The organism is Geobacillus sp. CCR (assembly GCF_052906625.1).
In genome coordinates, this window is the sequence record NZ_JBREBQ010000005.1 from 124,453 (window position 1) to 147,232 (window position 22,780).

Below are 22,780 nucleotides of genomic sequence, written 5' to 3' on the forward strand. Positions count from 1 at the left end.
CCGCCCACATGATTTATGATAAAATAAGCAGTGAGAAGGGAAAGGCGGGAACAGACGATATGAAACAAACGGCTGTGCGGACTGGATGGCTCGTCGCCGCGATGCTGGCGGCAAGCGCACTCATCGTAATAGGGCAAGGAGCATGGAGTACGGTGGCCTTTATTAACGTTTCGTTTTTGCTCTCCCTTTTGCCTCTGTCGCTTGGCGGGCTTTTGTTTGTTTATGAACGCGGGTTTTTCAGCGGATTCGCATACGGGTTTCGCCGATTGCGCAGGAATCGAACGAAGGTGGAGCGGTATCTTGAGGAAGCGGCAGCAGAACATGAATCGGATGAGCTGCTCGGTCCGCGGCGTTTCGCCATCACGTATCCGCTTCTCTTTTCTGGTCTGCTTCTGTTTCTGGCGATGATTGCCGCCGGATATGCCGTGCAATAAGGTTGCAACAGCTGAATGTTTTCCGTATAATATAAGGCAAATCTAGGATCAACCGAGCGATGAGAAAGAAGAGTACATATTGGCGATGCCTTCAGAGAGCTTGTGGACGGTGCGAACAAGCGGCTAGCCATATGGAATGGGCTTTCGAGCTTCCCGCCGAACCGGCGACGCAGTAGGCGAGGACGTTTCCCCGCGTTACAGGGGGCCATGCGCTAAGCATGGGCTGAGCGATTGCGCTTGTCGGCGCAATAAGTAGGGTGGCACCGCGGTCCTACCGTCCCTATCAGAGGGCTGGCAGGGCCTTTTTTATTTTTTGCTTGAGGGAGTGAAGATCGATGAAAACCATTTTTTCCGGCATTCAGCCAAGCGGCGTCATCACCCTTGGCAACTACATCGGGGCGCTGCGGCAGTTTGTCGAGCTGCAGCATGAATACAACTGCTATTTTTGCATCGTTGACCAACACGCCATTACCGTTTGGCAAGACCCACACGAACTGCGGCAAAACATCCGCCGCCTCGCCGCTTTGTATTTAGCAGTCGGCATCGACCCGACGCAAGCGACGTTGTTCATCCAGTCAGAAGTGCCGGCGCACGCTCAAGCCGCTTGGATGCTGCAGTGCATCGTTTATATCGGCGAACTTGAGCGGATGACGCAATTTAAAGAAAAATCGGCCGGCAAAGAGGCGGTCAGCGCCGGGCTGCTCACGTACCCGCCGCTGATGGCCGCTGACATTTTGCTTTATAACACCGACATCGTCCCGGTCGGCGAAGACCAAAAGCAGCATATCGAATTGACGCGGGATCTGGCCGAGCGCTTCAACAAACGGTATGGCGAGCTGTTCACGATCCCTGAGGCGCGCATTCCGAAAGTCGGCGCCCGCATCATGTCGCTTGTCGACCCGACGAAAAAAATGAGCAAATCCGACCCCAACCCGAAAGCGTACATCACACTGCTTGACGATGCGAAAACGATCGAGAAGAAGATCAAAAGCGCGGTCACCGACTCGGAAGGAACGATTCGCTACGACAAAGAAGCGAAGCCAGGCATTTCGAACTTGCTCAATATTTATTCGACGCTATCCGGTCAATCGATCGAGGAGTTGGAGCGGCAATACGAAGGAAAAGGATACGGCGTCTTCAAAGCAGACCTCGCTCAAGTCGTCATCGAAACGCTTCGACCGATTCAAGAGCGGTATCACCATTGGATGGAAAGCGAGGAGCTTGACCGCGTGTTGGATGAAGGGGCGGAAAAAGCAAATCGGGTTGCATCGGAAATGGTGCGCAAAATGGAGCAAGCCATGGGGCTCGGGCGGCGGCGGTAAATAGCCGCATCCAGCGAAGCCATACAAAAACGGGCAGGCGCCTATCGCCTTGGCCCGTTTTTTAATTGACTTTTGGTTCTTGCTCCATTTCCCACAGTTTTTCGAAAAATGGCTGCCCTTTGATCAAGTTTTCGCACAGCTGCTCATGCCGTTCGGACCACCCGTATTTCGTCTCGTTATACAATTGTTCCCACGCTTCATCAAAAGACATTTTTTGAATAGCGGCGTATTTTTCCGGCGCCCATTCCGTATACCAATAGCGCATCTGGGCAGCATTTTTTGTCGAATAAAGCTGGTCAAGCGCCATAAACAACAGCTGTTTCAACTGCCGCTCTTTGCGCGTGAGTCCGCACATCAGTTCCGGAGCCGGCGATAAAATGTGGTATTCTTTTTCATACCTCGGCAGCGGATAGTCCCGTTCCTCCGCTTCGGCCGCCATTTCGTAGACGAGTTGTTCCTGACGCGGAATGAGACGGCTTTTGCGAATCGGGATTTGATAACCGATTGTATCGACAGCCAAAACGCCGGCGCCGTCCGTGACAACGAAACAATAGTCCAGCTGAATGCGTTCATGGTTTTTGCGGACATACGCCTTCTGATGTACATCGTCTAGCAGCGGTTTTGGAAGATCGGACAAGCTGTTTTCAATGTAATGAAACAGGGCCGGGGATACTTTTAACAGCGGCACTTGGTCGAGCAGCTCGATTTGATCGTCCTTGCGCCATTCATGGAAATGGCAGACGTTGTATCCGTTCTCTTCTCCTTCAAACCAGTTGACCCAAATGTCGTGCAGATAAAGCATGCGAGACCCCTCACTTCCAGACGTGTTTGTCCATCAGTATAGGCAGAGGGGGAGAATTTTATTCCATTTCGTCCTCTTTTCCCCTCTAGGGGCTGCGGCTTGGAAACGTCAAGCTCCCCCACATCAAAAGAAGGCCAATAGGGAATAAATAACATTCCACCCTTGTCGAAATATAAGATAAGTATTCGCTAAAACCACGCTCTGGAGTGATGATGTTCAAATAGGCGATCACCATCATGCCGCCGACGACTGAAAAACCGAAACCGACCAAATAAAAAAACAGGCGGACCACCGGGCTTTCCCTTCCTTCTTGTCCACGTCCTTGTTCTACATATATGTCGGCGCCATGGACAACATGCCTGTTTGCGCCCGATGCCCCTAAGATTCTTGTGATAACCGGACAGCGGCGGTCGCCATGCGGTTTCGAGCTAAGACGCTCCTTGCTGTTTGCCTGAAAAGCCCGCCAACTCCGCGATGTCTTTCGCTTCCATCTTCATCAATTGGGCGAGCGAATAGCCTCTTTCTAGGCAACGACGGATGATGGCATACCCAACGGCATAGCCCCCCATTTTCGGATGCCATCCAAGCCCGTACAAAATGCGGGAAGTATGCGGATGCGAAACGGGCAAATGTTGGTTCGGGACAATATAACGCCGCCAAAACCGTTCCATCTCCCGATCGGTGTAATACTTCGTCCATCCCGCACACTGCTTGACGCCGACTGTCTCGGCGACGGCATGCTCCGCCAATCCTTCCATAACGACTGCATCCAGCAACGTCGCATCTTCGCCTTCGTTCGGCAACTGCTTGAGACGGCATACATGGTTGTATTCATGCGCCACCAACGCGGCGATCTCCTCGTCGCCATGATCCGGCAGCAAGAAGAAAAACAATTTATCAGCAAACGCCACCCCGCCTTTTCCTTGGAATTCGCGCACAAGCTTCCGGTTTTCGTCATCGGCCGGCAGCAAAAATACCGGAACGTCCGGTCCCTTCCATATCCCCCGTTGCCGTTCATACAAACGGCCAAGACGTTCCCAAAGACGGCGCTCTTTCATCTCCGGCAAAAGCCGCTCGGCCTGCCGAGTGCTTCGGTACATGCCATACAGCCGTAAATAGCTGTAAATCTCACGCGCCGGCATCTTGCCAAAAAGCGGCGCCAACCGTGCGCACAACCGGAGCGGATCGCCTTCATCCTCTTCAAGCCATCGATCGGTCGGAAGCAATCCCATCGCTTTTCCCTCCTTTTCTCTTACGTTATGTCGGCAGGGAAAAGACGGTGAAACAAAACAAAAAAGAGAGCCTGACGCTGAACCGAACCCGCCGTTAGTCACGCGTTTTCAGCTCTGCTCAACCAAGGCTCTCCTTTTCATCCATTACACATATTTTTTAAAAATCAATGTCGCATTATGGCCGCCAAATCCAAATGAGTTGCTTAAGACCGCACGCACGTCTTGCTTGCGCGCTTCATTCGGCACATAGTCGAGGTCGCATTCCGGATCCGGTGTTTCGTAGTTGATCGTCGGCGGAATGATGCCGTCGCGGATCGCCAGCACGGAGAAAATCGCTTCCACCGCGCCGGTCGCCCCGAGCAAATGCCCAGTCATCGACTTCGTCGAGCTGACGGCGAGCTTATAGGCATGATCGCCGAATACTTCTTTGATCGCCGCCGTCTCATACTTATCATTGTACTCGGTGCTCGTGCCGTGGGCGTTGATGTAATCGATCTCCTCCGGCTCCAGGCCAGCGTCATGAAGCGCTTGGCGCATCGCCCGCACGCCGCCTTCGCCGCCCGGAGCCGGCGCGGTGATATGGTACGCATCGGCGGTCGCACCGTAACCGACAATTTCTGCGTAAATCTTCGCGCCGCGGCGCAACGCGTGCTCCAATTCCTCAAGAACAACGATGCCTGCTCCCTCACCCATGACGAAACCGTCGCGTTTTTTGTCAAATGGGCGGCTCGCCGTTTTTGGATCTGGATTGGTTGAAAGAGCCGTATTGGCGCAAAAACCGGCGAACGACATTTTCGTAATCGGCGCTTCCGTCCCGCCGGTGATCATGACATCGGCGTCGCCGCGCTGAATGACTTTAAACGCATCACCGATCGAGTTCGCCCCGGTCGCGCAAGCGGTCACCGTGCACGAATTGATCCCTTTCGCTCCGAGGATGATCGATACTTGCCCAGCGGCCATATCCGGGATCATCATTGGCACGAAAAACGGGCTCACTCGGCGATAACCGCGCTGCTGGAAAATCTCAAACTGCTGTTCAAACGTCTCCATGCCGCCGATGCCAGAACCAATCCAAACACCGACCCGTTCAGCGTTGCTTTCATTAATGTCGAGATTGGCATCTTTGACCGCCATGAGCGCCGCAGCGACGGCGAATTGGGTAAATCGGTCCATCTTCCGCGCCTCGCGGCGGTCGATAAACAGCGACGGATCGAAGTCTTTCACTTCCGCCGCCACTTTCGCCGGAAAGTCGTCCGGATTGACGCGGGTGACAATGTCGATGCCGGACTGGCCGGCGATAATGTTTTTCCACGTCGTTTCTGCGTCATTCCCAAGCGGGGTGACGGCGCCTATGCCTGTCACGACGACTCGTCTTTTTTCCATCGTTTCCGTCTCTCCTTTTATTTCGATAATATACGTGCCGTTAACGGCCCCAGCGCAAAGCGATCGCGCCCCACGTCAGCCCGCCGCCGAATCCGACCATAATGATGAGATCATCGTCATGGATTTTGCCCGCTTCCAACTCTTCTACAAGCGAAATCGGAATAGATGCGGCCGACGTGTTGCCATATCGGCGGATCGTCGTCGATATTTTCTCTTCCGGCAGCTCGAGCCGCTGTCTGGCCGCTTCGACGATGCGAATGTTCGCTTGATGAGGAATGAGAAAGTCGACATCGTCTTTCGTGAGCCCGGCTTTTTCAAGCACACGCACGCTTGATTCTCCCATTTGCCGGACGGCGAACTTGAATACTTCACGACCGTTCATGACGATATATTCGTCTTTGTATAAATGTTTTCCTCCTGTTCCGTCAGCTCCCAACTCAAAAGATAAAATCCCGCGCCCGGGCGACACCGGACCCATGACGACCGCTCCGGCGCCATCGCCGAACAGCACCGCCGTGTTGCGGTCGGTCCAATCGGTGATTTTCGATAGTTTGTCTGCCCCCACTACTAATATATACTTGTAGGTGCCTGTGTCAATAAATTGGGCGGCCGTGACCATCCCGTACATAAACCCCGCGCAGGCAGCGCTAATATCAAGCGCAGCGGCGTTGACGGCGCCAAGCCGCTCTTGCAGCATGCAAGCGACCGACGGAAACGGACGGTCCGGGGTGACGGTGGCAACTAAAATGAGATCAATATCCTTCGCCTCCATGCCAGCGTCTTGAAGCGCCCTTTCTGCGGCAAAATACGCCATATGGGACGTATCGATGTCATCCGGAGCGATGCGGCGCTCCTCGATCCCGGTGCGCGTCCGGATCCATTCATCCGATGTATCCATCATTTTTTCCAAATCAAAGTTGGTCAACACTTTTTCCGGCACATAGCGGCCGACCCCGATAATTCCTGCTCCCATATCATTCATCTCCTCTTTCTTTCCCAAAATGGCAAAAAAACGCTCACGCTGACAACCAAACTTGAATGTACAATCAGTCTACATCACCAATTATTATTACTTGGTACTAATTTTAGCCGAAAGAGCGTGGATGCGCAATAAAAAACGAAAGTTGAACCAGCGTTTTCCGTTCCCCTAAGGCATTTGTCCAAACCGCTTTTTCCTTTCTGCCATACAATACAAATACGAGCGACCATCGCATGAAAGGGAGGATCGCCCATGGCCAACGGCGAAGCACAAGAACAGCATCGCGAACGGCAAGACCATTTTTCCCGCCTAATGTTCGGATCTTTTCCTTCTCGCACAACCGGCGAGCGCGAAGATCAAGGGAGCGGGGCAGAACCACCTTTACTGCCGAACATCGATTTCATGAAGCTGTTTGAAAACGTCAATACGCTAGCCGACTCATTGCAACAATTAAAACCGCTCGTGAAAAAGATCACCTCGCTCGTCGACTTATTGAAAAAATAGCAGAGGCTGATCCAAAAAAGCGGTAATACCCCTATCTGAGGCAACATGGAAAAATAGACCACCTTGAAAACCCGGTACAACCACGGGGGTCAGAGGTGGTCTTTTCAATACTTGGGTGAAATTTCATCAAAAAGGAGCTTTTGAGTCAGCTCCTGCCCTTGTCGTTTACGGGAGTTCATTGTATTGGCAGAAAAATTGTCCGATTTGCCGAGCCAGTTGGCGCCGTTTCTCCGGCAGCTCGTAAACGACGCGCACCCGGTTGTTTGTCGTTTTCATCCATTGTTCATATTTACGGCTATGCAAGGCGGATGGATACGGGCTCACTCCGGCCAGCTGCCAAATCGTCACCGGAACGTCATGAGGACTGAGAAAGAGGGACGGAACAGCCTCGGGCACCTCCTCTTCTTTCAAGCCATAGGCAGTCGCGATTTCCCTCACCATCCGCCGGTACACGAATGGATGTTCCTGTTCATAGTCAAGCTGGGCGCGTACGTCAAGGCAAGGGTTGATCATGGCGACGGCGCGGATTTGACTTGGCATGGCGCCAAGCAGTTGCAAAGCAACGAGCGCGCCCATTCCTTCGGCAACGATATAGATGCGCTGGTTCACAATTTCGCTTTTCAACACCGAGTAAATGAGCTGGCGCGCCAGCCGGACCGCCTTCGGGCTTCCCCAATGCCGGCCGTACAAATGGGACGAAAAGACCGTATACCCACGTTCCAACCAATCTTCCAGCCATTGGCGCCGCCCCGGATGCTCGAGCCAAAAACTCGTCTGTTCGTTCACAAAATGGTCGCCGTCGCCCATTAAAAAAAGGGCAAACCCATTTGGGCGCTCCGGCACATGAACGATGCACCATTGCTCATCGAGTTGAAAAAACCGCCGTTGTCCTGCCATCGTTTCCATTCACCCTTGTTTGGCAATGCATAATGGTACAGTATACGATATGCGCGGCCAAAAAAAACGTCCGGGTATATGCCTACGTGACAAATTGTGATAAGATAAGAAAAGGAATGACGAGAAGATGGGAGGAACAAAGATGCGCTTGTTTTGGACGTTTTTTTGGACGTTTTTGCTCGTGCAAATGGCAACGTACGTCATGGGCTCGATGCAAGGGATCGGCTATAACTTCGCAACCGGTGCTTTGCTTGGCGTCATCGTGACGATCTTAGTCTTCGTGATTGCAGCCCTGATTCCGGACGAGCCGGCCGGGGATCACCATCATTGATCATTCGCTTCATAAGACAACGCCTTGGGGTGAAAGTCCCAAGGCGTTGTTTTTGTCATCGAGAAGCCCCATTCCAACACGTATATAGGCGTAAGTCGAGGAGGGATTCCATCTTGATGGGTGTAGGTTGGTGTTTTCTGCAGCCGGCCACGTGCCCCACAATGCTCAATGGGATGGGCTTTATGGGGGCATAAAAACGTTTGACGCTGCCAGCAAGAAGCGCGTCTCTTCCCCCGGCCATCCCCCGCCTCTTCGACTCGTTTCACGCTGACGGGCGAATGACAAGCCGGCCGTTTTCGGCATCGACCGTGACGGTGCTGTAATCTTTCACCCGCCCAGCGATCAGCTCTTTCGCAAGCGGCGTTTCGATCTGCTTTTGCATAAACCGCTTTAAGGGGCGGGCGCCGTATACTGGGTCGAAGCCCGCTTCGGCGATGTATTGCTTCGCCGCTTCGGTCAGCACGAGTTCGATATGCCGATCGGCCAAACGGGCCGACAGCTCGCGGGCGAACTTTTCGATGATGCCTTTCACTTCATTCATCGACAATGGCTTAAACAAGACGATATCGTCGATCCGGTTTAAAAATTCTGGGCGGAAATGGGCGCGCAGTTGGTCAAACACTTGGCTGCGCGTCTGTTCATCGATGTCGTCGTCTTTGTGTTCCAATAACAGCGGCGAGCCGATGTTCGATGTCATAATGACGACTGTGTTTTTAAAATCGACCGTCCGCCCGTGCGAGTCGGTGAGCCGTCCGTCATCGAGCAGCTGCAGCAGGATGTTGAACACGTCCGAATGAGCTTTTTCGATTTCATCGAACAACAGAACGGAATACGGCTTGCGCCGCACTGCCTCGGTCAGCTGGCCGCCTTCCTCATAGCCGACATAGCCGGGCGGCGCCCCGATCAAACGGGAGACAGCATGTTTTTCCATGTATTCGGACATATCGAGGCGAATGAGCTGCTCCTCGCTGTCAAACAGCGCCTCGGCCAGCGCTTTGGCCAGCTCCGTTTTGCCGACGCCGGTCGGTCCGAGGAACAAAAACGATCCGATCGGGCGGTTCGGGTCTTTCATGCCGGCCCGCGCCCGCAAGATGGCGTCGGCGACAAGCTCGACCGCTTCGTCTTGACCGATGACCCGTCTATGCAGCAATTCATGAAGGCGAAGCAGCTTTTCCCGCTCTCCCTCGACGAGGCGGGTGAGCGGAATGCCAGTCCAGCGTGACACGATTTCGGCAATCTCTTCTTCCGTCACTTCCTCGCGCAGCAATTTTCCTTCCCGTTGCTCGCTGATTTCTTGCTCGAGCTGCCTGAGCTGCTTCTCAAGCTGCGGGATCCGTCCATGACGCAGCTCGGCCGCCCTGTTTAAATCGTAGTCGTTTTCCGCGTCCTCGAGCTCACGCTTCGCCCGCTCAAGTTCCTCGCGCACGCGGCGGACACGGTCAAGCGCCTCTTTCTCTTGTTGCCATTGCGCTTTCATGGCATTCGCTTTTTCGCGCAAGTCAGCGAGTTCTTTTTGCAATGCCGCCAGCCGCTCGCGGCTCGCTTCATCCGTCTCTTTGCTTAACGCCGCCTCTTCAATTTCCAGCTGCATGACGCGGCGCATCACTTCATCAAGCTCGGACGGCATTGATTCCATTTCCGTCCGGATCGTTGCGCACGCCTCATCAACGAGATCGATCGCTTTGTCAGGCAAAAAGCGATCCGAGATGTAGCGGTCGGACAACACCGCGGCCGCGACGAGCGCCCGGTCGTGAATTTTCACGCCATGGTGCACTTCGTATCGCTCTTTCAATCCGCGCAAGATCGAAATCGTATCCTCGACGGTCGGCTCTTGGACGAGCACTTGCTGGAAGCGGCGTTCGAGCGCTGGGTCTTTTTCGATGTATTGTCGGTACTCATCAAGCGTCGTCGCCCCGATGCAGCGCAGCTCGCCGCGGGCGAGCATTGGCTTTAACATATTGCCGGCGTCGATCGCCCCTTCGGCCCGGCCGGCGCCAACGATCGTGTGCAGCTCGTCGATAAACAAGATGATGCGGCCCTCGCTTTTTTTAATTTCGTTCAATACAGCCCTCAGCCGCTCTTCAAACTCACCGCGAAACTTCGCTCCGGCGACGAGCGCGCTCATGTCAAGAGCGAAAATCGTTTTGTCTTTCAACCCGTCCGGGACGTCTTTGCGCACGATGCGCTGGGCGAGCCCCTCGACAATAGCGGTCTTCCCAACGCCCGGCTCACCGATCAGCACCGGGTTGTTTTTCGTCTTCCGCGACAAAATGCGGATGACGCGGCGAATTTCGCTGTCGCGGCCGATGACCGGGTCGATTTTTCCCGCCTTCGCCTCGGCGACAAGATCGCGCCCGTATTTGGCCAACGCTTCATAGGTTGCTTCCGGATGTGGACTCGTCACGCGTTGATTCCCCCTTACCTTTCTCACGGCTTCTACCAGTGCTTCCTCTGTCAAGCCAAACGATGCCAGTTGCCGGGCAACCGGCTCGGCGCCATGAGACAGCGCGAGCAGCACATGTTCGACCGATATGTACTCATCTTGCATTCGTTTCGCTTCGTTTTCCGCCCCCTCAAGCAGCCGCGCCAAGGCAGGCGCAACGTACATCTGTCCCTCTCCCGCTCCGTGCACTTCCGGCTTTTGGCGAAGCCGGTCTTGCAGCCAGCGGATCGCCTGAGCGCGGTCGGCGCCGCAAAGGGCAAACAGCCGCGGCGCCAAGCCATCTTCTTGCTCGAGGAGCGCCAGCAGAAGATGTTCGACATCAAGCTGTTGATGATGCCGCTCTTTGGCGAGCGACTGCGCCGCCATAAGCGCCTCTTGCAGTTTTTCCGTCAAACGGCTTGCGTCCATGCCGTCCCCTCCATTTGACCTTCTTTGACCATAAATCATTATAGCGGATCGCAAAGCGCACGGCAAATGAAAAGCCACTCCATGCTTGGAATGGCTTTTGTTCTGCTTCACGGTTTGCGCAAATACGTCCAATGCCGGTTATGGTTCGACGTTTCTGGAAACGTATCGCCGGCTTTCAGTTTCAGCTTTTTCGGGTGCTTTACATTGTCTCCCGTTTCGCCGATTTCAATATACACGCCGTTGTTCGGCGCTTTATCGCCTGGTTTGAAATGGCGCGGTTGGCCCATTTGTTTCATCCCCCTTGCTTCGATTGCATTTGTTATCATGCCCGGTTTCATCGCTGTTCATAAGAAGGAAAATGATGGAGGATCGCAAACGGAACGCCAAGCTGTTCACAACGAAAAGGAGCTCTCCCCTCGAAATCCTTTTCAAAGTGAAAAAGGAACTCCCGAAACGGGAATTCCCCCTTTGCTATAAAACGGACAACAAAATCGCTTTTTGCGCATGAAGCCGGTTGCCGGCCTGCTCAAAGACGACCGAGTTCGGGCCGTCCATGACGCCGGCCGTCACTTCTTCGCCGCGATGGGCCGGCAGGCAATGCAAAAAGAGATAATCCGGTTTTGCCGCTTTGACGAGCTCTTCGTTGACTTGATACGGCTGAAATACTTGCAGCCGCTCAGCACTTTCGCTTTCTTGGCCCATGCTCGTCCAGACATCCGTATAAATCGCATCCGCCCCCGCCACCGCCACAAGCGGGTCGTGCGTCACCGTGACGGCGGCGCCTGTCTGTTCACCGATCCGGCACGCCGCCTCGACATATTCTTTCTTTGGCTCATAGCCCGGTGGACAGGCGATGGCGACATCCATGCCGACTTTCGCCGCGGCCACAAGCAAGGCGTTGGCGACGTTGTTCCCGTCGCCGACATAGGCGAGCTTGACGCCTTGGAACGTTTTCTTCACTTCATAAATCGTCAGCAAATCCGCCAACGCCTGGCACGGATGATCGTCGTCCGTCAGGCCGTTGATGACCGGAACGGACGCATATTCGGCCAACTCCTCGACTTTTTGATGGGCAAATGTGCGAATCATAATGACATCGACGTATTGCGACAAGACGCGGGCCGTATCGGCGATCGTTTCGCCGCGGCCAAGCTGCAAATCGTTTCCGTTTAAATACATCGCCTGGCCGCCAAGCTGAATCATGCCGACTTCAAACGACACGCGCGTGCGCGTTGACGGCTTTTCAAAAATCATCGCCATTGTTTTCCCGGAAAGCGGCGTATACGATACACCGGCTTTTTGTTTCGCTTTTAAATCAGCTGCTAACGCCAGCAAGTCCAAAATTTCTTCTGTCGAGAAATCAAGAAGCGTTAAAAAATCTCTCCCTTTTAATGACATCACTGCATTCATGCGATCACCGCCTGTTCTGCCTGTTTTTTCTTTTCCAACCAGCCATGGATCGGCTGCACATCAAGATGATCGACATCGAGCGCCTGCAAGAAGAGCTTCAATGTCTCACGTTCCGTGAAGACGAGCAATTGTCGGGACAACGCAGTCATTCGTTTGTTCGCTTCGCCTTCCTCTTTGCCCAAGTCGATCACCGCGAGCGCCGTGTCGCGCTTCACCCAATCGGCAAACGGGACATCAGCGACGATGGTCAGCTGTTTCGCCGTCATCTCCGCCTCCAGCTCGGCGTCGATGTTGCCGATGACGTAGACCTCGTTCGCGTTCGCTTTCTTTTGCAAATACGGATAAAACGCTTTATACGCCGCTTCCTCCTTCGTTGCGGCGATGCTGATGCCTTCGCCGGTCGATTTCATCTCTGGCCCAACCACCGGGTCAACCCCCGGCAGCTTATGGGTCGAAAAGACCGGATACTTTAACACGGCGTACGGCATGACCGCCAAGCCGCGCGCTTTTTCGTCCACGATGTCGACGAGCGATTTCCCAAGCAATAATTTTGTCGCAATTTGCGCCAGCGGCACGCCGGTCGTTTTGCTGACGATCGGCACCGTCCGGCTCGCGCGCGGGTTCACTTCCAGAACATATACATTGCCGTCCGCAATGACATATTGAATGTTCATAATTCCTTTAAAGCCGAGTTTTTTCGCAATCCGGCCCGCATAGTCGATGATTTTCGCTTTTTCTTCACCTGTGAGCGTCTGCGCCGGCAGCCAAGCATAGCTGTCACCGGAGTGGATGCCGGCTTTTTCGACGTGTTCAATGATGACCGGCAACACGATGTCTGTTCCATCCGTCACGATGTCCGCTTCTGCCTCTTTCCCGTCCAAATACGCATCAATCAAAATCGGATAGGTCAACTCGCCTTGCTCGATCAAAGCAGCGAGCTGCGCCTCGCTATGGACGATAAACATGCCGCGGCCCCCGATGACATACGACGGACGAAGCAGCACTGGGCAGCCGATCTCAGCCGCTTTGGCGGCGAGCTCCTCGGCATTGTTCGCCACCAAGCCCGGTACGTGCGGGATGTCAAGCTCCTCAAGCAACTGGTAAAAACGATCGCGGTCCTCGAGCTGGTCAATCATATCGTACGTGACGCCAAGCAGCGGCACACCTGCTTCTTCGAGTCCTTTGACCAAATTGATCGCCGTCTGACCGCCAAATTGAACGATGACATGCTTGATTTGTTCCGCTTCGATAACATCGAGGACGCTCTCAAGCGTCAGCGGTTCAAAGTACAGACGGTCGGCGACGGCAAAGTCGGTGCTCACCGTTTCCGGATTGTTGTTGATCATCACCGTTTCATAGCCCTCTTTTTGCAAGGCGAACACGCTATGAACGGAGCTGTAGTCAAACTCAATGCCTTGGCCGATGCGGATCGGTCCGGCTCCGATGATCAGCACTTTCTCTTTGCCGCTCGGTTGTTTTCGCTCGTCTTCGCCGAAATAAGTCGAGTAGTAATAATCCGTTTCTGAATGAAATTCGGCCGCGCACGTGTCGACCATTTTGTATGACGGCACGATGCCAAGTTCCTTCCGCTTGTTGCGCACGTCAAGCTCCGGCACGCCCCACGTTTCGGCTAAAAAGGCGTCGCTACATCCTTTTTCTTTCAAGAAACGGAACGTTTGCTCCTCAATCGTGTCCAACGTTGCAGCCGCTGCCTGTTTTTCAAGGGCGACAAGCCGCTCGAACGAGCAAAGGAAAAAGCGGTCGATTTTCGTCCATTCGTGAATGGCTTCAACCGCCACCCCGCGGCGGAGCAGTTCCAAAATGGCGAAAAAGCGGCGGTCGTCTTTGTCGACAAGCAGCTGTTTCAGCTCATCATTCGTTTTCACCGAAAGCTCCGGCAACAACAGTCCGTTGTTTTTGCCTTCGAGCGACTGCACCGCTTTTTGAAACGCCCGCTCCATGTTGCGGTCGATCGCCATCACTTCCCCGGTCGCCTTCATTTGCGTGCCGAGTTTCCGATCCGCATGCGGAAACTTGTCAAACGGCAAGCGCGGAAACTTGACGACGACATAGTCCAAGGCCGGTTCAAAGCTGGCGTACGTCGTTTTCGTCACCGGGTTGACGAGTTCCGCAAGCGTATAGCCGACCGCGAGCTTCGCCGCAATGCGGGCGATCGGGTAGCCGGTCGCCTTGGACGCCAGCGCTGACGAGCGGCTGACACGCGGGTTGACTTCAATCAAGTAATATTGTTTGCTGTTCGGGTCAAGGGCGAACTGAATGTTGCAGCCGCCGATGATCCCTAAGGCGGAAATGATCTTCACCGCCGACGAACGGAGCATTTGGTACTCCTCATCGGTCAACGTCTGCGACGGTGCAACGACGATCGAATCTCCTGTATGAATGCCGACCGGATCGACGTTTTCCATATTGCAAACGGTAATGCACGTATTCGATTGGTCGCGCATCACTTCATATTCAATTTCCTTAAACCCGGCGACGCTCCGTTCGATCAAACATTGATGAATCGGGCTTTCGTTCAATCCTTTTTCTACGAGCGCGAGAAACTGCTCCATGTTTTCGGCAATGCCGCCGCCCGTCCCGCCGAGCGTATACGCAGGACGAATAATGATCGGAAAACCGATTTGTTCGGCGAACGCGACCGCTTCCTCGACGCTTGTAACAATTTCGCTTTCCGGCACTGGTTCGCCAAGCTCATGCATTAACGCGCGGAACGCTTCGCGGTCCTCCCCGCGCTTGATCGCTTCAATCGGTGTTCCGAGCAGTCTCACCCCATACTTTTCAAGCACGCCGGCTTCATGCAGCTGAAACGCCAAGTTGAGCCCTGTCTGGCCGCCGAACGTGGCGAGCAGCCCGTCCGGGCGTTCTTTGGCAATAATCGCTTCGACCGCATCGACGGTGAGCGGTTCAAAATACACGGCATCGGCATGAACTTCATCGGTCATGATCGTCGCCGGATTGTTGTTCACTAAAATGACGCGATATCCTTCTTCCTTTAAGGCGATGCACGCTTGTGTGCCGGAATAATCAAACTCGGCGGCCTGGCCGATGACGATCGGCCCCGACCCGATCAGGAGAATCGACTGAAGCGAAGAATCTTTAGGCATACACGTTCTCTCCCTTGAACACGGTTTGCAAAAATTCGTCGAAAATATAGCCGGTATCTTGCGGCCCCGGATGCGCCTCCGGATGGTATTGCACCGACAAAATCGGTTTATGGCGATGGACGATGCCTTCGACCGAGCCGTCGTTGACGTTGATGAAGCGGATGTCAAACGGCTTGCCCGCCAAGCTTTCCTCTTTGACGACGTAACTATGATTTTGCGATGTCATCATCACTTTTTGCTTCCCGGCGTCCCACACCGGCTGATTGGCGCCGCGGTGCCCGAAGCGGAGTTTTTCCGTATCCGCCCCGTACGCTAAGGCGACAAGCTGATGGCCAAGGCAGATCGCAAGCGTCGGATACCGGTCGATCAGCTGACGGATAGCGGGAAGCTGATGGCTTAACTGTTTCGGATCGCCCGGGCCGTTCGAGAGGACAAGCCCGTCCGGTTTCAGCGCGTCAATCGCTTCCGGCGCCGTATCATGCGGCACGACCGTCACCCGGCAGCCGCGCGCAAGAAGCGACTGCAAAATCGATTTTTTATAGCCGAAATCGACGAGCACCAAATGCGGGCCGCCTTCGCCGTATGTTTCGATCGTTTTCGTTGACACCGCGCGCACGGGAAATACTGCTTCCTCGCCTCCAACGGCTGAAATCGGCGACAAACTTAATTCCGCCATCATCGTTCCAGCGGTGCGGATTTCTTTCACAAGGGCGCGCGTGTCCACATGCGTGAGAAGCGGAATGTTCCAATGCTGCAAGTATTCCGCCAGACTGTATTTCGCCCCGTAATGAAACCCTTCTCGGCTCGCTTCGTAGACGACGACCGCTTCGACGTGCGGCCGCTTGCTTTCAAAATCATCTTCGTTGATGCCGTAATTGCCGATGAGCGGGTACGTAAAAACGATGATTTGGTTTTTATACGACGGGTCGGTCAACACTTCTTGATACCCGGTCATGCCGGTGAAAAAAACGATCTCCCCGCTCACCTTTTCTTCAAGCGGAGCGGCGAGCTCCCCGCTGAACGTTTTTCCGCTCGCCACATGCAAATACGCTTTCATTGGCGCCACCTCATCGTTTGAGTTTTTATAACCGTTCAGGAATTTTTATGCATGAACAGGAATAAAAATTAAGCCGTCGGCCGTCCGTTTACAAGACGGCTGAGGCGTTGGCGTTGTTCAACACGTTTGTCAAAATGTCCACCGCTTCATCGATTTCCGCTTTCGTCACGACAAGCGGCGGCAACAGGCGGATCACGTTCGGCCCCGCCGAAAGGACGAGCAAGCCGTTTTCGTGAATCAATGGCAACAGCGGTGCGACGTCCGTTTGGCACTCGATTCCGACCAGCAACCCGAGCCCGCGCACGTCCTTGACGATGTCAAGCGGGGCGAGCGCGTCATGGAGGCGCTCAAGCAAATAGCGGCCTTTCTCCTGCACTTCTTGCAAAAATACCGGATCGAACACAACTTCAAGCGTCGCCTTGGCAGCGGCCATCGCGATCGGGTTGCCGCCAAACGTCGACCCGTGCACGCCAGGCCCAAACGACTCTTTCAAAAACGCTTTGCCGATCATCGCCCCAACCGGAATGCCGCTTCCAAGTCCTTTCGCCACGGTGATGATGTCGGGCTCCACGCCGAAATGCTGGTACGCAAACGGCTTCCCGGTCCGGCCGATGCCGGTTTGCACTTCGTCGATGATCAAAAGCGCCCCGTACTGTTGACACAGCTCCGACGCTATTTGCAAAAACGCCGGATCCACCGGGCGGACGCCGCCTTCCCCTTGGACGACTTCAAGCATGACTGCCGCCACTTCTTCGCTCATCGCCTGCTTGAGCGCGTCGACATCATTCAGCGGCAAGTGAATGAATTCCGGAAGCAGCGGACCAAAACCGCTATGCACTTTCTCCTGCCCGGTCGCCGCCATCGTCGCGAACGTGCGGCCGTGAAACGACTGGCGGAACGTAATGACTTTGTGTCTCCCGGTATGTTTGCGCGCCAGCTTCAGCGCCGCCTCGTTCGCTTCCGCCCCGCTGTTGCAGAAAAAAACATAATCGCCGGCGCTGTGGGCGACAAGCAAGGAGGCGACCTCTTCTTGAATCGGAATCGTAAACAAGTTCGATACGTGCCAATATTGATTCAGCTGTTGTTCAATGCCCTTTTGGACGTGCGGATGGCGATGGCCGAGATTGCAGACGGCAATGCCGGAGACAAAGTCGAGATATTGTTTTCCATTCACATCGGTCACAACCGTCCCTTCCGCGGCTTGGACGGCGATCTTCCAACGGTTGTATGTCGGAAACAGCGCGCTCATAAATATACCCCCACTTCTTTGCGAATCGTTGTGCCGTGCCATGTTCCGTTCTGGTAAAACGTCGTTTTGCCGCTGACGATCATCACCTCGGGCAGCGCATCGGACAAGGCGGACAGCGCTGCTTTCACTTTCGGAATCATCCCGCCAGTGATGACGCCGTCTTCGATCAGTCGTTCAATCGTTTCCGCCGTCGCCTCGGCCACGAGCGCGCCGTCTCGCAAAATGCCGGGCACGTTCGTCACAAACGCGAGCTGGCTGGCGCCGATGGCCGCTGCGACCGCCCCAGCCGCCGTGTCGGCGTTAATGTTGTATGTTTGCCCGTTTTGATCGATGCCAAGCGGGGAAATGACCGGGATGTAGCCCGCCGCAAGCAGCGTGCGCAACAGCTGGGAACGAACGGTTTTCACACGGCCGACATAGCCAAGTTTAGCAAAGTCAATCGGTTCAGCTTCGAGCAGCCCCCCGTCCACGCCGGAAACACCGACCGCGGGCAAACCGTGCTGCCTGAGCATCGCGACAAGCTGTTTGTTCACTTTGCCGGAGAGCACCATTTCCACAACGGCGAGCACGTCTTTCGTCGTCTTCCGCAAGCCGTTGACAAACTCGCTCGGCACGCGAAGCGTTTTGAGCATCTGTCCGATTTCCGGCCCGCCGCCGTGGACGATGACGACATCCATCCCTTGTTCCCGCATCGTTCTGACGCTGGCAAAAAAGGCGGGAGACAGCTCATCGAGCACGCTGCCGCCGCATTTGATGACGACCGTTTTCCCCATCTTTCTCTCTCCTTACGTCCGATAGCTGGCGTTGATTTTCACATAATCGTACGTCAAGTCGCAGCCCCACGCGACGCCGAAGCCATCGCCCAAGTGCAAATCCACCTCAATGACGACCGTCTCTTGTTGCAAATACGCCGTCGCTTCTTCTTCCGAGAACGGCTGCGGCTCGCTTCCTTTCAGCATCACAATCGGCCCGATCGCGACATCAACATTGTCCGGATCAACGTCAGCGTCCGCATAGCCGATCGCGCCGATGATCCGCCCCCAGTTGGCATCCGCGCCGTAAACGGCCGTTTTCACTAAGTTGGAGCCAACGATTTGCTTCGCGACTTTTTTCGCCTCATCGTCCGTTTTCGCGCCGCGCACGCGCACTTCAATGAGCTTCGTCGCCCCCTCGCCGTCTCTGGCGATTTGCTTCGCCAAGTCTTCGCACGTTTTCCGCAGCGCCTCGTAAAAGTGTTCCCAATCCGGATGATTCGGCGTCAGCTCGTCATTTCCGGCAAGACCGCTTGCCATCACCACAACCATGTCATTCGTCGACGTATCGCCATCGACGGTAATTTGATTGAACGATACATCGGTAATCGACCGGAGCGCATCATGCAGCACCGCCGAAGAAATGTTGGCATCGGTCGTAATGAACGCGAGCATCGTCGCCATGTTCGGATGGATCATCCCCGATCCTTTCGCCGCCCCGCCGACGGTGACCGTTTTCCCATCGACGGTCGTTTGGTAACAGGCGCGCTTCATCACCGTATCGGTCGTTAAAATCGCCGTTTGAAACGCCTCAGCATCCGCCATCGTCGCCCCTGGAACAAGCTTTTCGATGCCCGCGCGAATTTTTTCCATCGGCAAATATTCCCCGATCACGCCCGTTGAAGCGACGGCCACATGGTGCAGCGCCAGGCCAAACTGTTTCGCGCACAGCTCGCGCATTTCATAGGCGTCGCGAAGCCCCTGCGCACCGGTGCAGGCGTTCGCGTACGCGCTGTTGACGATGACCGCCTGCAATTTTTGTTCTACAGCGAGGCTCGCCTGCGTCACTTTGAGCGGCGCCGCCTGAAAATGGCTTTGCGTATACACCGCCGCCGCCGAAGCAGGCACGTCGCATAGAATAACCCCTAAATCGTTTTTCGAATAGCGCAGCCCGGCATTCACCCCGGCCGCTTGAAATCCTTTCGGCGTAACCACTGTTCCATCGGCGACCGCCGTCACTTGCCCCGTTTGTTTTGTGATCGTCATCGTTTTTCCCCTTCCCTCACGGATAGATCGGCAAGGATCGGAGGCCCTCCGCCTCATCCCAACCCATCATCAAGTTGAAGTTTTGCACCGCCTGCCCGGCAGCGCCTTTCATCAAGTTGTCGATCACCGACACGACCGTCACCCGTCCCGTCCGCTCATCGTAGGCGAGGCCGATGTCGCAATAATTTGAGCCGTACACGTCTTTTGTCGCTGGAAACTGTCCAAGTTGACGGATGCGGACAAACGGCGAACCTTCATAACTTGTTTTATACAAATCTACCAAGTCGTTTGGCGAAATCGATTGTTTCGCCTTCGCATAAATCGTCGCCATAATGCCCCTTGTCATCGGAATCAAATGAGTGCTGAACGTGATCGGCGCCACCGCTTCATTCCACGTCTGCAGCGCTTGTTCAATTTCCGGAATGTGCTGGTGGGCGTTCACTTTATAAATTTTCACGTTTTCGTTCACTTCGGAAAAATGTGTCCCGAGCCCGGCTTTCCGTCCCGCGCCCGATACGCCCGATTTGGCGTCCACGATGATCGAGTCTTCCTGAATCAATCCTTCTTTGACAAGCGGCGCCAAGCCAAGCAGCGTCGCTGTCGGATAGCAGCCCGGATTGGATAGGAGCACGGCTCCGCGCACCGCCTCGCGGTTCCACTCGGTCAATCCGTACACCGCCCGCTCTAAATACGCAGATGGCGCCGCCTCGCGCCCATACCATTGTGCGTACACCGCGCCGTCTTTCAACCGGAAATCGCCCGATAAATCGATCACTTTCACTCCCCGATCCACGAGCGCCGGCGCCCACTCCCCCGACACCCCGGGCGGCGTGGCGAAAAAGACCGCGTCATACTTGGCAAGCGCCTCGATTTCAAGTTTATGCAACACCGCACCATCGACCGAACCGACGTGCGGGAAACTTTCCGATACATGAACCCCGTCCTGCGACGACGAGAAAACGTCGCACTGGCTCACGTGCGGATGCCCGTATAGCAAGCGGAACAGCTCCGCGCCGCTGTATCCCGTCGCCCCGATGATTGCCACTTTCATGACGTTCCCCCTCACCCGTATGCCTCATGTAGTTCTCATTATAATACTGTATAAAAATAAAATCAAATGTATATTTAATAATTTTTGAGGATTTTTTTCTTGCCCCTCCCTCCGTCTATGGGAAACGAATACCGATTTGTCCCGGCAGCCAAGGTGCATCCTTGACTCCATCGCCCTCATGTTCTCGGGATGCAAAGACTTTCACAAACGATTCCACCGATGTTCAACAAGTTTTCAATCTTTCCACTATCCTTATATTGACTTCCCTCTTTTTTCCTGTACACTTTTATATAGCGATACATTTTACGTAAGGTTGTGATCAGATGAACGAGATGGAATCTCGTGAATGGCAGAAGTGGCTTACATCGCTTGGGCGCGATCTTCGCCTTGAGAAGGGAACGTACTTGTTTCAAGAAGGGGAAAAAGCAGACGATATTTACTATATCCAATCGGGGAAAATCCAAATCAGCAAAATGGACATGGACGGACGGGAGCTCGCGCTGCGCATTTGCAGCGAGGGCGATTTGATCGGCGAGCTGACGCTGTTTTGCCCTGGCGCCCGCTACATGCTGACGGCGAAAGTGCTGGAAGACGGCGTCGTTTCCGCCATTAAGCGCGAGACGCTCGAACAAGAACTTGCCAACAATCCGACGCTGGCGATCGAGTTGATGAAATGGATGAGCCTCCATTTCCGCAAAACGCAGACGAAATTCCGCGACTTGATTTTACACGGCAAAAAAGGAGCGCTCTATTCAACGCTCATCCGTTTGTGCAACAGCTACGGCGTCATGAAAGAAGACGGCATTTTGATCGACGTGCCGCTGACGAACCAAGAGCTCGCCAACTTTTGCGGCGCCGCCCGTGAAGTCGTCAACCGCATGCTCGGCGATTTGCGGAAAAAAGGCGTCATCTCCGTGCAAAAAGGAAAAATTTGCGTCCACAACTTGCAATATTTGCGTGACGAAATCGCCTGCGAAGGCTGCCCGCCCGAGCTGTGCAGCATTGACTGACGGGCAAGTGCGGCAAATAAAAGGGAAGGCCGTTCTCGGCGCTCAGGGGCGGCCTTTGCTTTTTTGAAGCAAACACTCCCCTGCTGTTGAAAGCTACACTGCCTATCAACGATGCACCTGCAACCATCGCCACGGCTTTCCAACCACCTTTTTTTAAAGGCTTGGCATCCACCATACGCCGCAACCCCCGCGTTGACGGCAAACCAGAAGAAATGCCCATCCGGATCTATCAACATCACTAGATTGTTATTTGCGTACGTGTATCCATTGTGCGTCAAGATATCGTCCGCATCCCCCGGATCCGGATCTAGGGATAGGAACACGCCATGCGTTGGATGATAGTACCAGGCGATCAGATAATACAGACCTGTTTCGTTGTTATATTGATACCCCGCATATCGGTATGAGTTTTCCTCCGCCAAGGCGCCGGATTGGGAAAGAATTTTGCCCCATGTGTCGTACTGGTAGCGAACCACCACGTTTCCTTGCACATCTGTCAGGGAGATAACATCGCCGTTCGTGCTTGCCCTTCCTTGAATGGTCACGAAAAAAGAACCTTGAAAGGCTTGTTGCCAATCAAGGATCCTTATTGTTCTGTCCTAGCGTTCAAGGCGAGGCTTCTTTACTTAGCTTCGTTAGAATAATGCAAGAAAAGAGAATCGACAACCTCTTGCGGAAGCTGTTGATTGGCAAAATTAAGCGCCACCCATGATAGAACCGTTTGATCCATTGGACGCCAAGTTTTTACAATCGGCCATGCATCCACACGATGGTTCGCATCTCGAAGTCCTAAAATACAAATGCCGTAATTTCTATCCCCCCATATAGCCCATTTCATGGAAGAAGGCAACCAAATAACTGTATACGAATTGTATAACATTGCATCAGCTGGACTTTCCTTAGGCCCCAATTCCAGGACATTTACATATTGATCAGATGTTAAATGAACAGGGGGTTTCACCCAATTATAGTAACCAAATTCTTCATAAAAGTATTCTGGGTCTTCACCATTTTCTGTGATTTCCACTCAACCCCAGAAATATGTTAGCTGGATGAAATCGGTTCATCAGTCAGGATCCTTCTTCCGCATACAGACCACGAAGTTGGTAGAATGGAAACAGTCAA

Annotated in this window: 21 protein-coding genes, 1 pseudogene and 1 other annotated feature; of the genes and pseudogenes, 5 read left to right on the forward strand and 17 right to left on the reverse strand. The window is 54.2% G+C overall.

Features of this window, described 5'->3' with window-relative positions; genetic code table 11:
- Positions 1 to 59 precede the first annotated feature (59 nt).
- Together ACVBDQ_RS04485 and trpS are read left to right on the forward strand one after the other, a co-directional pair.
- Positions 60 to 434 (forward strand): DUF3899 domain-containing protein, encoded by a 375-nt coding sequence (locus ACVBDQ_RS04485; RefSeq protein WP_011230311.1) that lies wholly within the window; start codon positions 60 to 62, stop codon positions 432 to 434.
- 50 nt (positions 435 to 484) lie between these two features.
- Positions 485 to 719 (forward strand) — a binding site (T-box leader).
- A gap of 50 nt (positions 720 to 769) precedes the next feature.
- On the forward strand, positions 770 to 1,756 hold the full coding sequence (gene trpS / locus ACVBDQ_RS04490) for a tryptophan--tRNA ligase (RefSeq protein ID WP_023633990.1): 987 nt from the start codon (positions 770 to 772) through the stop codon (positions 1,754 to 1,756).
- A 61-nt stretch (positions 1,757 to 1,817) separates the two neighbouring features.
- Here the strand turns inward: trpS and ACVBDQ_RS04495 are convergent, their stop codons facing one another.
- The 5 genes from ACVBDQ_RS04495 to ACVBDQ_RS04515 form a co-directional block, all read right to left on the reverse strand.
- Complete coding sequence (locus ACVBDQ_RS04495) at positions 1,818 to 2,558, reverse strand: YjbA family protein (protein ID WP_014195169.1); 741 nt, start codon at positions 2,556 to 2,558, stop codon at positions 1,818 to 1,820.
- A gap of 85 nt (positions 2,559 to 2,643) precedes the next feature.
- The gene (locus ACVBDQ_RS04500; protein WP_011230308.1) at positions 2,644 to 2,850 is read right to left on the reverse strand and encodes a hypothetical protein; all 207 of its coding nucleotides are present in this window, start codon (positions 2,848 to 2,850) and stop codon (positions 2,644 to 2,646) included.
- A gap of 136 nt (positions 2,851 to 2,986) precedes the next feature.
- The gene (locus ACVBDQ_RS04505; protein ID WP_011230307.1) at positions 2,987 to 3,790 is read right to left on the reverse strand and encodes a DUF2268 domain-containing protein; all 804 of its coding nucleotides are present in this window, start codon (positions 3,788 to 3,790) and stop codon (positions 2,987 to 2,989) included.
- A 144-nt stretch (positions 3,791 to 3,934) separates the two neighbouring features.
- Positions 3,935 to 5,173 carry a beta-ketoacyl-ACP synthase II gene (fabF, locus tag ACVBDQ_RS04510; RefSeq protein WP_068894959.1) on the reverse strand — a complete coding sequence of 413 codons (1,239 nt, stop codon included), beginning with the start codon at positions 5,171 to 5,173 and terminating at the stop codon, positions 3,935 to 3,937.
- Between the two features lie 40 nt (positions 5,174 to 5,213).
- Entirely contained in the window at positions 5,214 to 6,146 is a 933-nt protein-coding gene (locus ACVBDQ_RS04515; protein WP_446663047.1) for a beta-ketoacyl-ACP synthase III, read from the reverse strand.
- Positions 6,147 to 6,404: 258 nt separating this feature from the next.
- On the opposite strand from ACVBDQ_RS04515, the gene ACVBDQ_RS04520 reads away from it, so the two are divergent.
- A complete protein-coding gene (locus ACVBDQ_RS04520; RefSeq protein ID WP_237419940.1) occupies positions 6,405 to 6,656 on the forward strand; it encodes a hypothetical protein in 252 nt (83 codons plus the stop codon).
- Positions 6,657 to 6,821: 165 nt separating this feature from the next.
- On the opposite strand, the gene ACVBDQ_RS04525 is transcribed toward ACVBDQ_RS04520, so the two are convergent.
- Complete coding sequence (locus ACVBDQ_RS04525) at positions 6,822 to 7,562, reverse strand: alpha/beta hydrolase (protein WP_014195165.1); 741 nt, start codon at positions 7,560 to 7,562, stop codon at positions 6,822 to 6,824.
- A gap of 133 nt (positions 7,563 to 7,695) precedes the next feature.
- Between ACVBDQ_RS04525 and ACVBDQ_RS04530 the strand changes: the two genes are divergently transcribed.
- Positions 7,696 to 7,884: a YjzD family protein gene (locus ACVBDQ_RS04530; RefSeq protein WP_011230302.1), complete on the forward strand. Its 189-nt coding sequence runs from the start codon at positions 7,696 to 7,698 to the stop codon at positions 7,882 to 7,884.
- Positions 7,885 to 8,146: 262 nt separating this feature from the next.
- On the opposite strand, the gene clpB is transcribed toward ACVBDQ_RS04530, so the two are convergent.
- The 9 genes from clpB to argC all read right to left on the reverse strand — a co-directional run bounded on the left by clpB (position 8,147) and on the right by argC (position 20,645).
- On the reverse strand, positions 8,147 to 10,735 hold the full coding sequence (clpB, locus tag ACVBDQ_RS04535) for an ATP-dependent chaperone ClpB (RefSeq protein ID WP_446663048.1): 2,589 nt from the start codon (positions 10,733 to 10,735) through the stop codon (positions 8,147 to 8,149).
- A gap of 107 nt (positions 10,736 to 10,842) precedes the next feature.
- The gene (locus ACVBDQ_RS04540) at positions 10,843 to 11,022 is read right to left on the reverse strand and encodes a YjzC family protein (protein WP_011230299.1); all 180 of its coding nucleotides are present in this window, start codon (positions 11,020 to 11,022) and stop codon (positions 10,843 to 10,845) included.
- 184 nt (positions 11,023 to 11,206) lie between these two features.
- On the reverse strand, positions 11,207 to 12,145 hold the full coding sequence (argF, locus tag ACVBDQ_RS04545) for an ornithine carbamoyltransferase (protein ID WP_011230297.1): 939 nt from the start codon (positions 12,143 to 12,145) through the stop codon (positions 11,207 to 11,209).
- Entirely contained in the window at positions 12,142 to 15,270 is a 3,129-nt protein-coding gene (locus tag ACVBDQ_RS04550; RefSeq protein ID WP_446663049.1) for a carbamoyl phosphate synthase large subunit, read from the reverse strand. The genes argF and ACVBDQ_RS04550 overlap by 4 nt, the downstream gene beginning before the upstream one ends.
- Positions 15,263 to 16,327 (reverse strand): carbamoyl phosphate synthase small subunit, encoded by a 1,065-nt coding sequence (locus tag ACVBDQ_RS04555; RefSeq protein ID WP_446663050.1) that lies wholly within the window; start codon positions 16,325 to 16,327, stop codon positions 15,263 to 15,265. Before ACVBDQ_RS04555 ends, ACVBDQ_RS04550 begins: the two co-directional genes overlap by 8 nt.
- 88 nt (positions 16,328 to 16,415) lie before the next feature.
- Positions 16,416 to 17,576: an acetylornithine transaminase gene (locus ACVBDQ_RS04560; protein ID WP_446663051.1), complete on the reverse strand. Its 1,161-nt coding sequence runs from the start codon at positions 17,574 to 17,576 to the stop codon at positions 16,416 to 16,418.
- Positions 17,573 to 18,349: an acetylglutamate kinase gene (gene argB / locus ACVBDQ_RS04565; protein WP_446663052.1), complete on the reverse strand. Its 777-nt coding sequence runs from the start codon at positions 18,347 to 18,349 to the stop codon at positions 17,573 to 17,575. Before argB ends, ACVBDQ_RS04560 begins: the two co-directional genes overlap by 4 nt.
- A gap of 12 nt (positions 18,350 to 18,361) precedes the next feature.
- Positions 18,362 to 19,594: a bifunctional ornithine acetyltransferase/N-acetylglutamate synthase gene (argJ, locus tag ACVBDQ_RS04570; protein WP_446663053.1), complete on the reverse strand. Its 1,233-nt coding sequence runs from the start codon at positions 19,592 to 19,594 to the stop codon at positions 18,362 to 18,364.
- 16 nt (positions 19,595 to 19,610) lie between these two features.
- Complete coding sequence (argC, locus tag ACVBDQ_RS04575) at positions 19,611 to 20,645, reverse strand: N-acetyl-gamma-glutamyl-phosphate reductase (RefSeq protein WP_446663054.1); 1,035 nt, start codon at positions 20,643 to 20,645, stop codon at positions 19,611 to 19,613.
- Positions 20,646 to 20,968: 323 nt separating this feature from the next.
- Between argC and ACVBDQ_RS04580 the strand changes: the two genes are divergently transcribed.
- Positions 20,969 to 21,655: a Crp/Fnr family transcriptional regulator gene (locus tag ACVBDQ_RS04580; RefSeq protein ID WP_446663055.1), complete on the forward strand. Its 687-nt coding sequence runs from the start codon at positions 20,969 to 20,971 to the stop codon at positions 21,653 to 21,655.
- A gap of 272 nt (positions 21,656 to 21,927) precedes the next feature.
- Here the strand turns inward: ACVBDQ_RS04580 and ACVBDQ_RS04585 are convergent.
- Both ACVBDQ_RS04585 and ACVBDQ_RS04590 read right to left on the reverse strand, forming a co-directional pair.
- A pseudogene (locus ACVBDQ_RS04585) lies at positions 21,928 to 22,200 on the reverse strand (RHS repeat-associated core domain-containing protein); the annotation flags it as partial.
- Positions 22,201 to 22,277: 77 nt separating this feature from the next.
- The gene (locus tag ACVBDQ_RS04590) at positions 22,278 to 22,682 is read right to left on the reverse strand and encodes a hypothetical protein (RefSeq protein WP_227412674.1); all 405 of its coding nucleotides are present in this window, start codon (positions 22,680 to 22,682) and stop codon (positions 22,278 to 22,280) included.
- Between the last annotated feature and the right edge of the window lie 98 nt (positions 22,683 to 22,780).

Bases quoted from the DNA above. Each gene is read 5' to 3' on its own strand.
- argC (WP_446663054.1), bottom strand. From the start codon at position 20,645: ATGAAAGTGGCAATCATCGGGGCGACGGGATACAGCGGCGCGGAGCTG.
- ACVBDQ_RS04515 (WP_446663047.1), bottom strand. From the start codon at position 6,146: ATGGGAGCAGGAATTATCGGGGTCGGCCGCTATGTGCCGGAAAAAGTG.
- ACVBDQ_RS04505 (WP_011230307.1), bottom strand. From the start codon at position 3,790: ATGGGATTGCTTCCGACCGATCGATGGCTTGAAGAGGATGAAGGCGAT.
- ACVBDQ_RS04550 (WP_446663049.1), bottom strand. From the start codon at position 15,270: ATGCCTAAAGATTCTTCGCTTCAGTCGATTCTCCTGATCGGGTCGGGG.
- clpB (WP_446663048.1), bottom strand. From the start codon at position 10,735: ATGGACGCAAGCCGTTTGACGGAAAAACTGCAAGAGGCGCTTATGGCG.
- ACVBDQ_RS04525 (WP_014195165.1), bottom strand. From the start codon at position 7,562: ATGGAAACGATGGCAGGACAACGGCGGTTTTTTCAACTCGATGAGCAA.
- ACVBDQ_RS04530 (WP_011230302.1), top strand. From the start codon at position 7,696: ATGCGCTTGTTTTGGACGTTTTTTTGGACGTTTTTGCTCGTGCAAATG.
- ACVBDQ_RS04485 (WP_011230311.1), top strand. From the start codon at position 60: ATGAAACAAACGGCTGTGCGGACTGGATGGCTCGTCGCCGCGATGCTG.
- ACVBDQ_RS04495 (WP_014195169.1), bottom strand. From the start codon at position 2,558: ATGCTTTATCTGCACGACATTTGGGTCAACTGGTTTGAAGGAGAAGAG.
- fabF (WP_068894959.1), bottom strand. From the start codon at position 5,173: ATGGAAAAAAGACGAGTCGTCGTGACAGGCATAGGCGCCGTCACCCCG.
- ACVBDQ_RS04560 (WP_446663051.1), bottom strand. From the start codon at position 17,576: ATGAGCGCGCTGTTTCCGACATACAACCGTTGGAAGATCGCCGTCCAA.
- ACVBDQ_RS04580 (WP_446663055.1), top strand. From the start codon at position 20,969: ATGAACGAGATGGAATCTCGTGAATGGCAGAAGTGGCTTACATCGCTT.
- ACVBDQ_RS04540 (WP_011230299.1), bottom strand. From the start codon at position 11,022: ATGGGCCAACCGCGCCATTTCAAACCAGGCGATAAAGCGCCGAACAAC.
- trpS (WP_023633990.1), top strand. From the start codon at position 770: ATGAAAACCATTTTTTCCGGCATTCAGCCAAGCGGCGTCATCACCCTT.
- argF (WP_011230297.1), bottom strand. From the start codon at position 12,145: ATGAATGCAGTGATGTCATTAAAAGGGAGAGATTTTTTAACGCTTCTT.
- argJ (WP_446663053.1), bottom strand. From the start codon at position 19,594: ATGACGATCACAAAACAAACGGGGCAAGTGACGGCGGTCGCCGATGGA.
- ACVBDQ_RS04520 (WP_237419940.1), top strand. From the start codon at position 6,405: ATGGCCAACGGCGAAGCACAAGAACAGCATCGCGAACGGCAAGACCAT.
- ACVBDQ_RS04555 (WP_446663050.1), bottom strand. From the start codon at position 16,327: ATGAAAGCGTATTTGCATGTGGCGAGCGGAAAAACGTTCAGCGGGGAG.
- argB (WP_446663052.1), bottom strand. From the start codon at position 18,349: ATGGGGAAAACGGTCGTCATCAAATGCGGCGGCAGCGTGCTCGATGAG.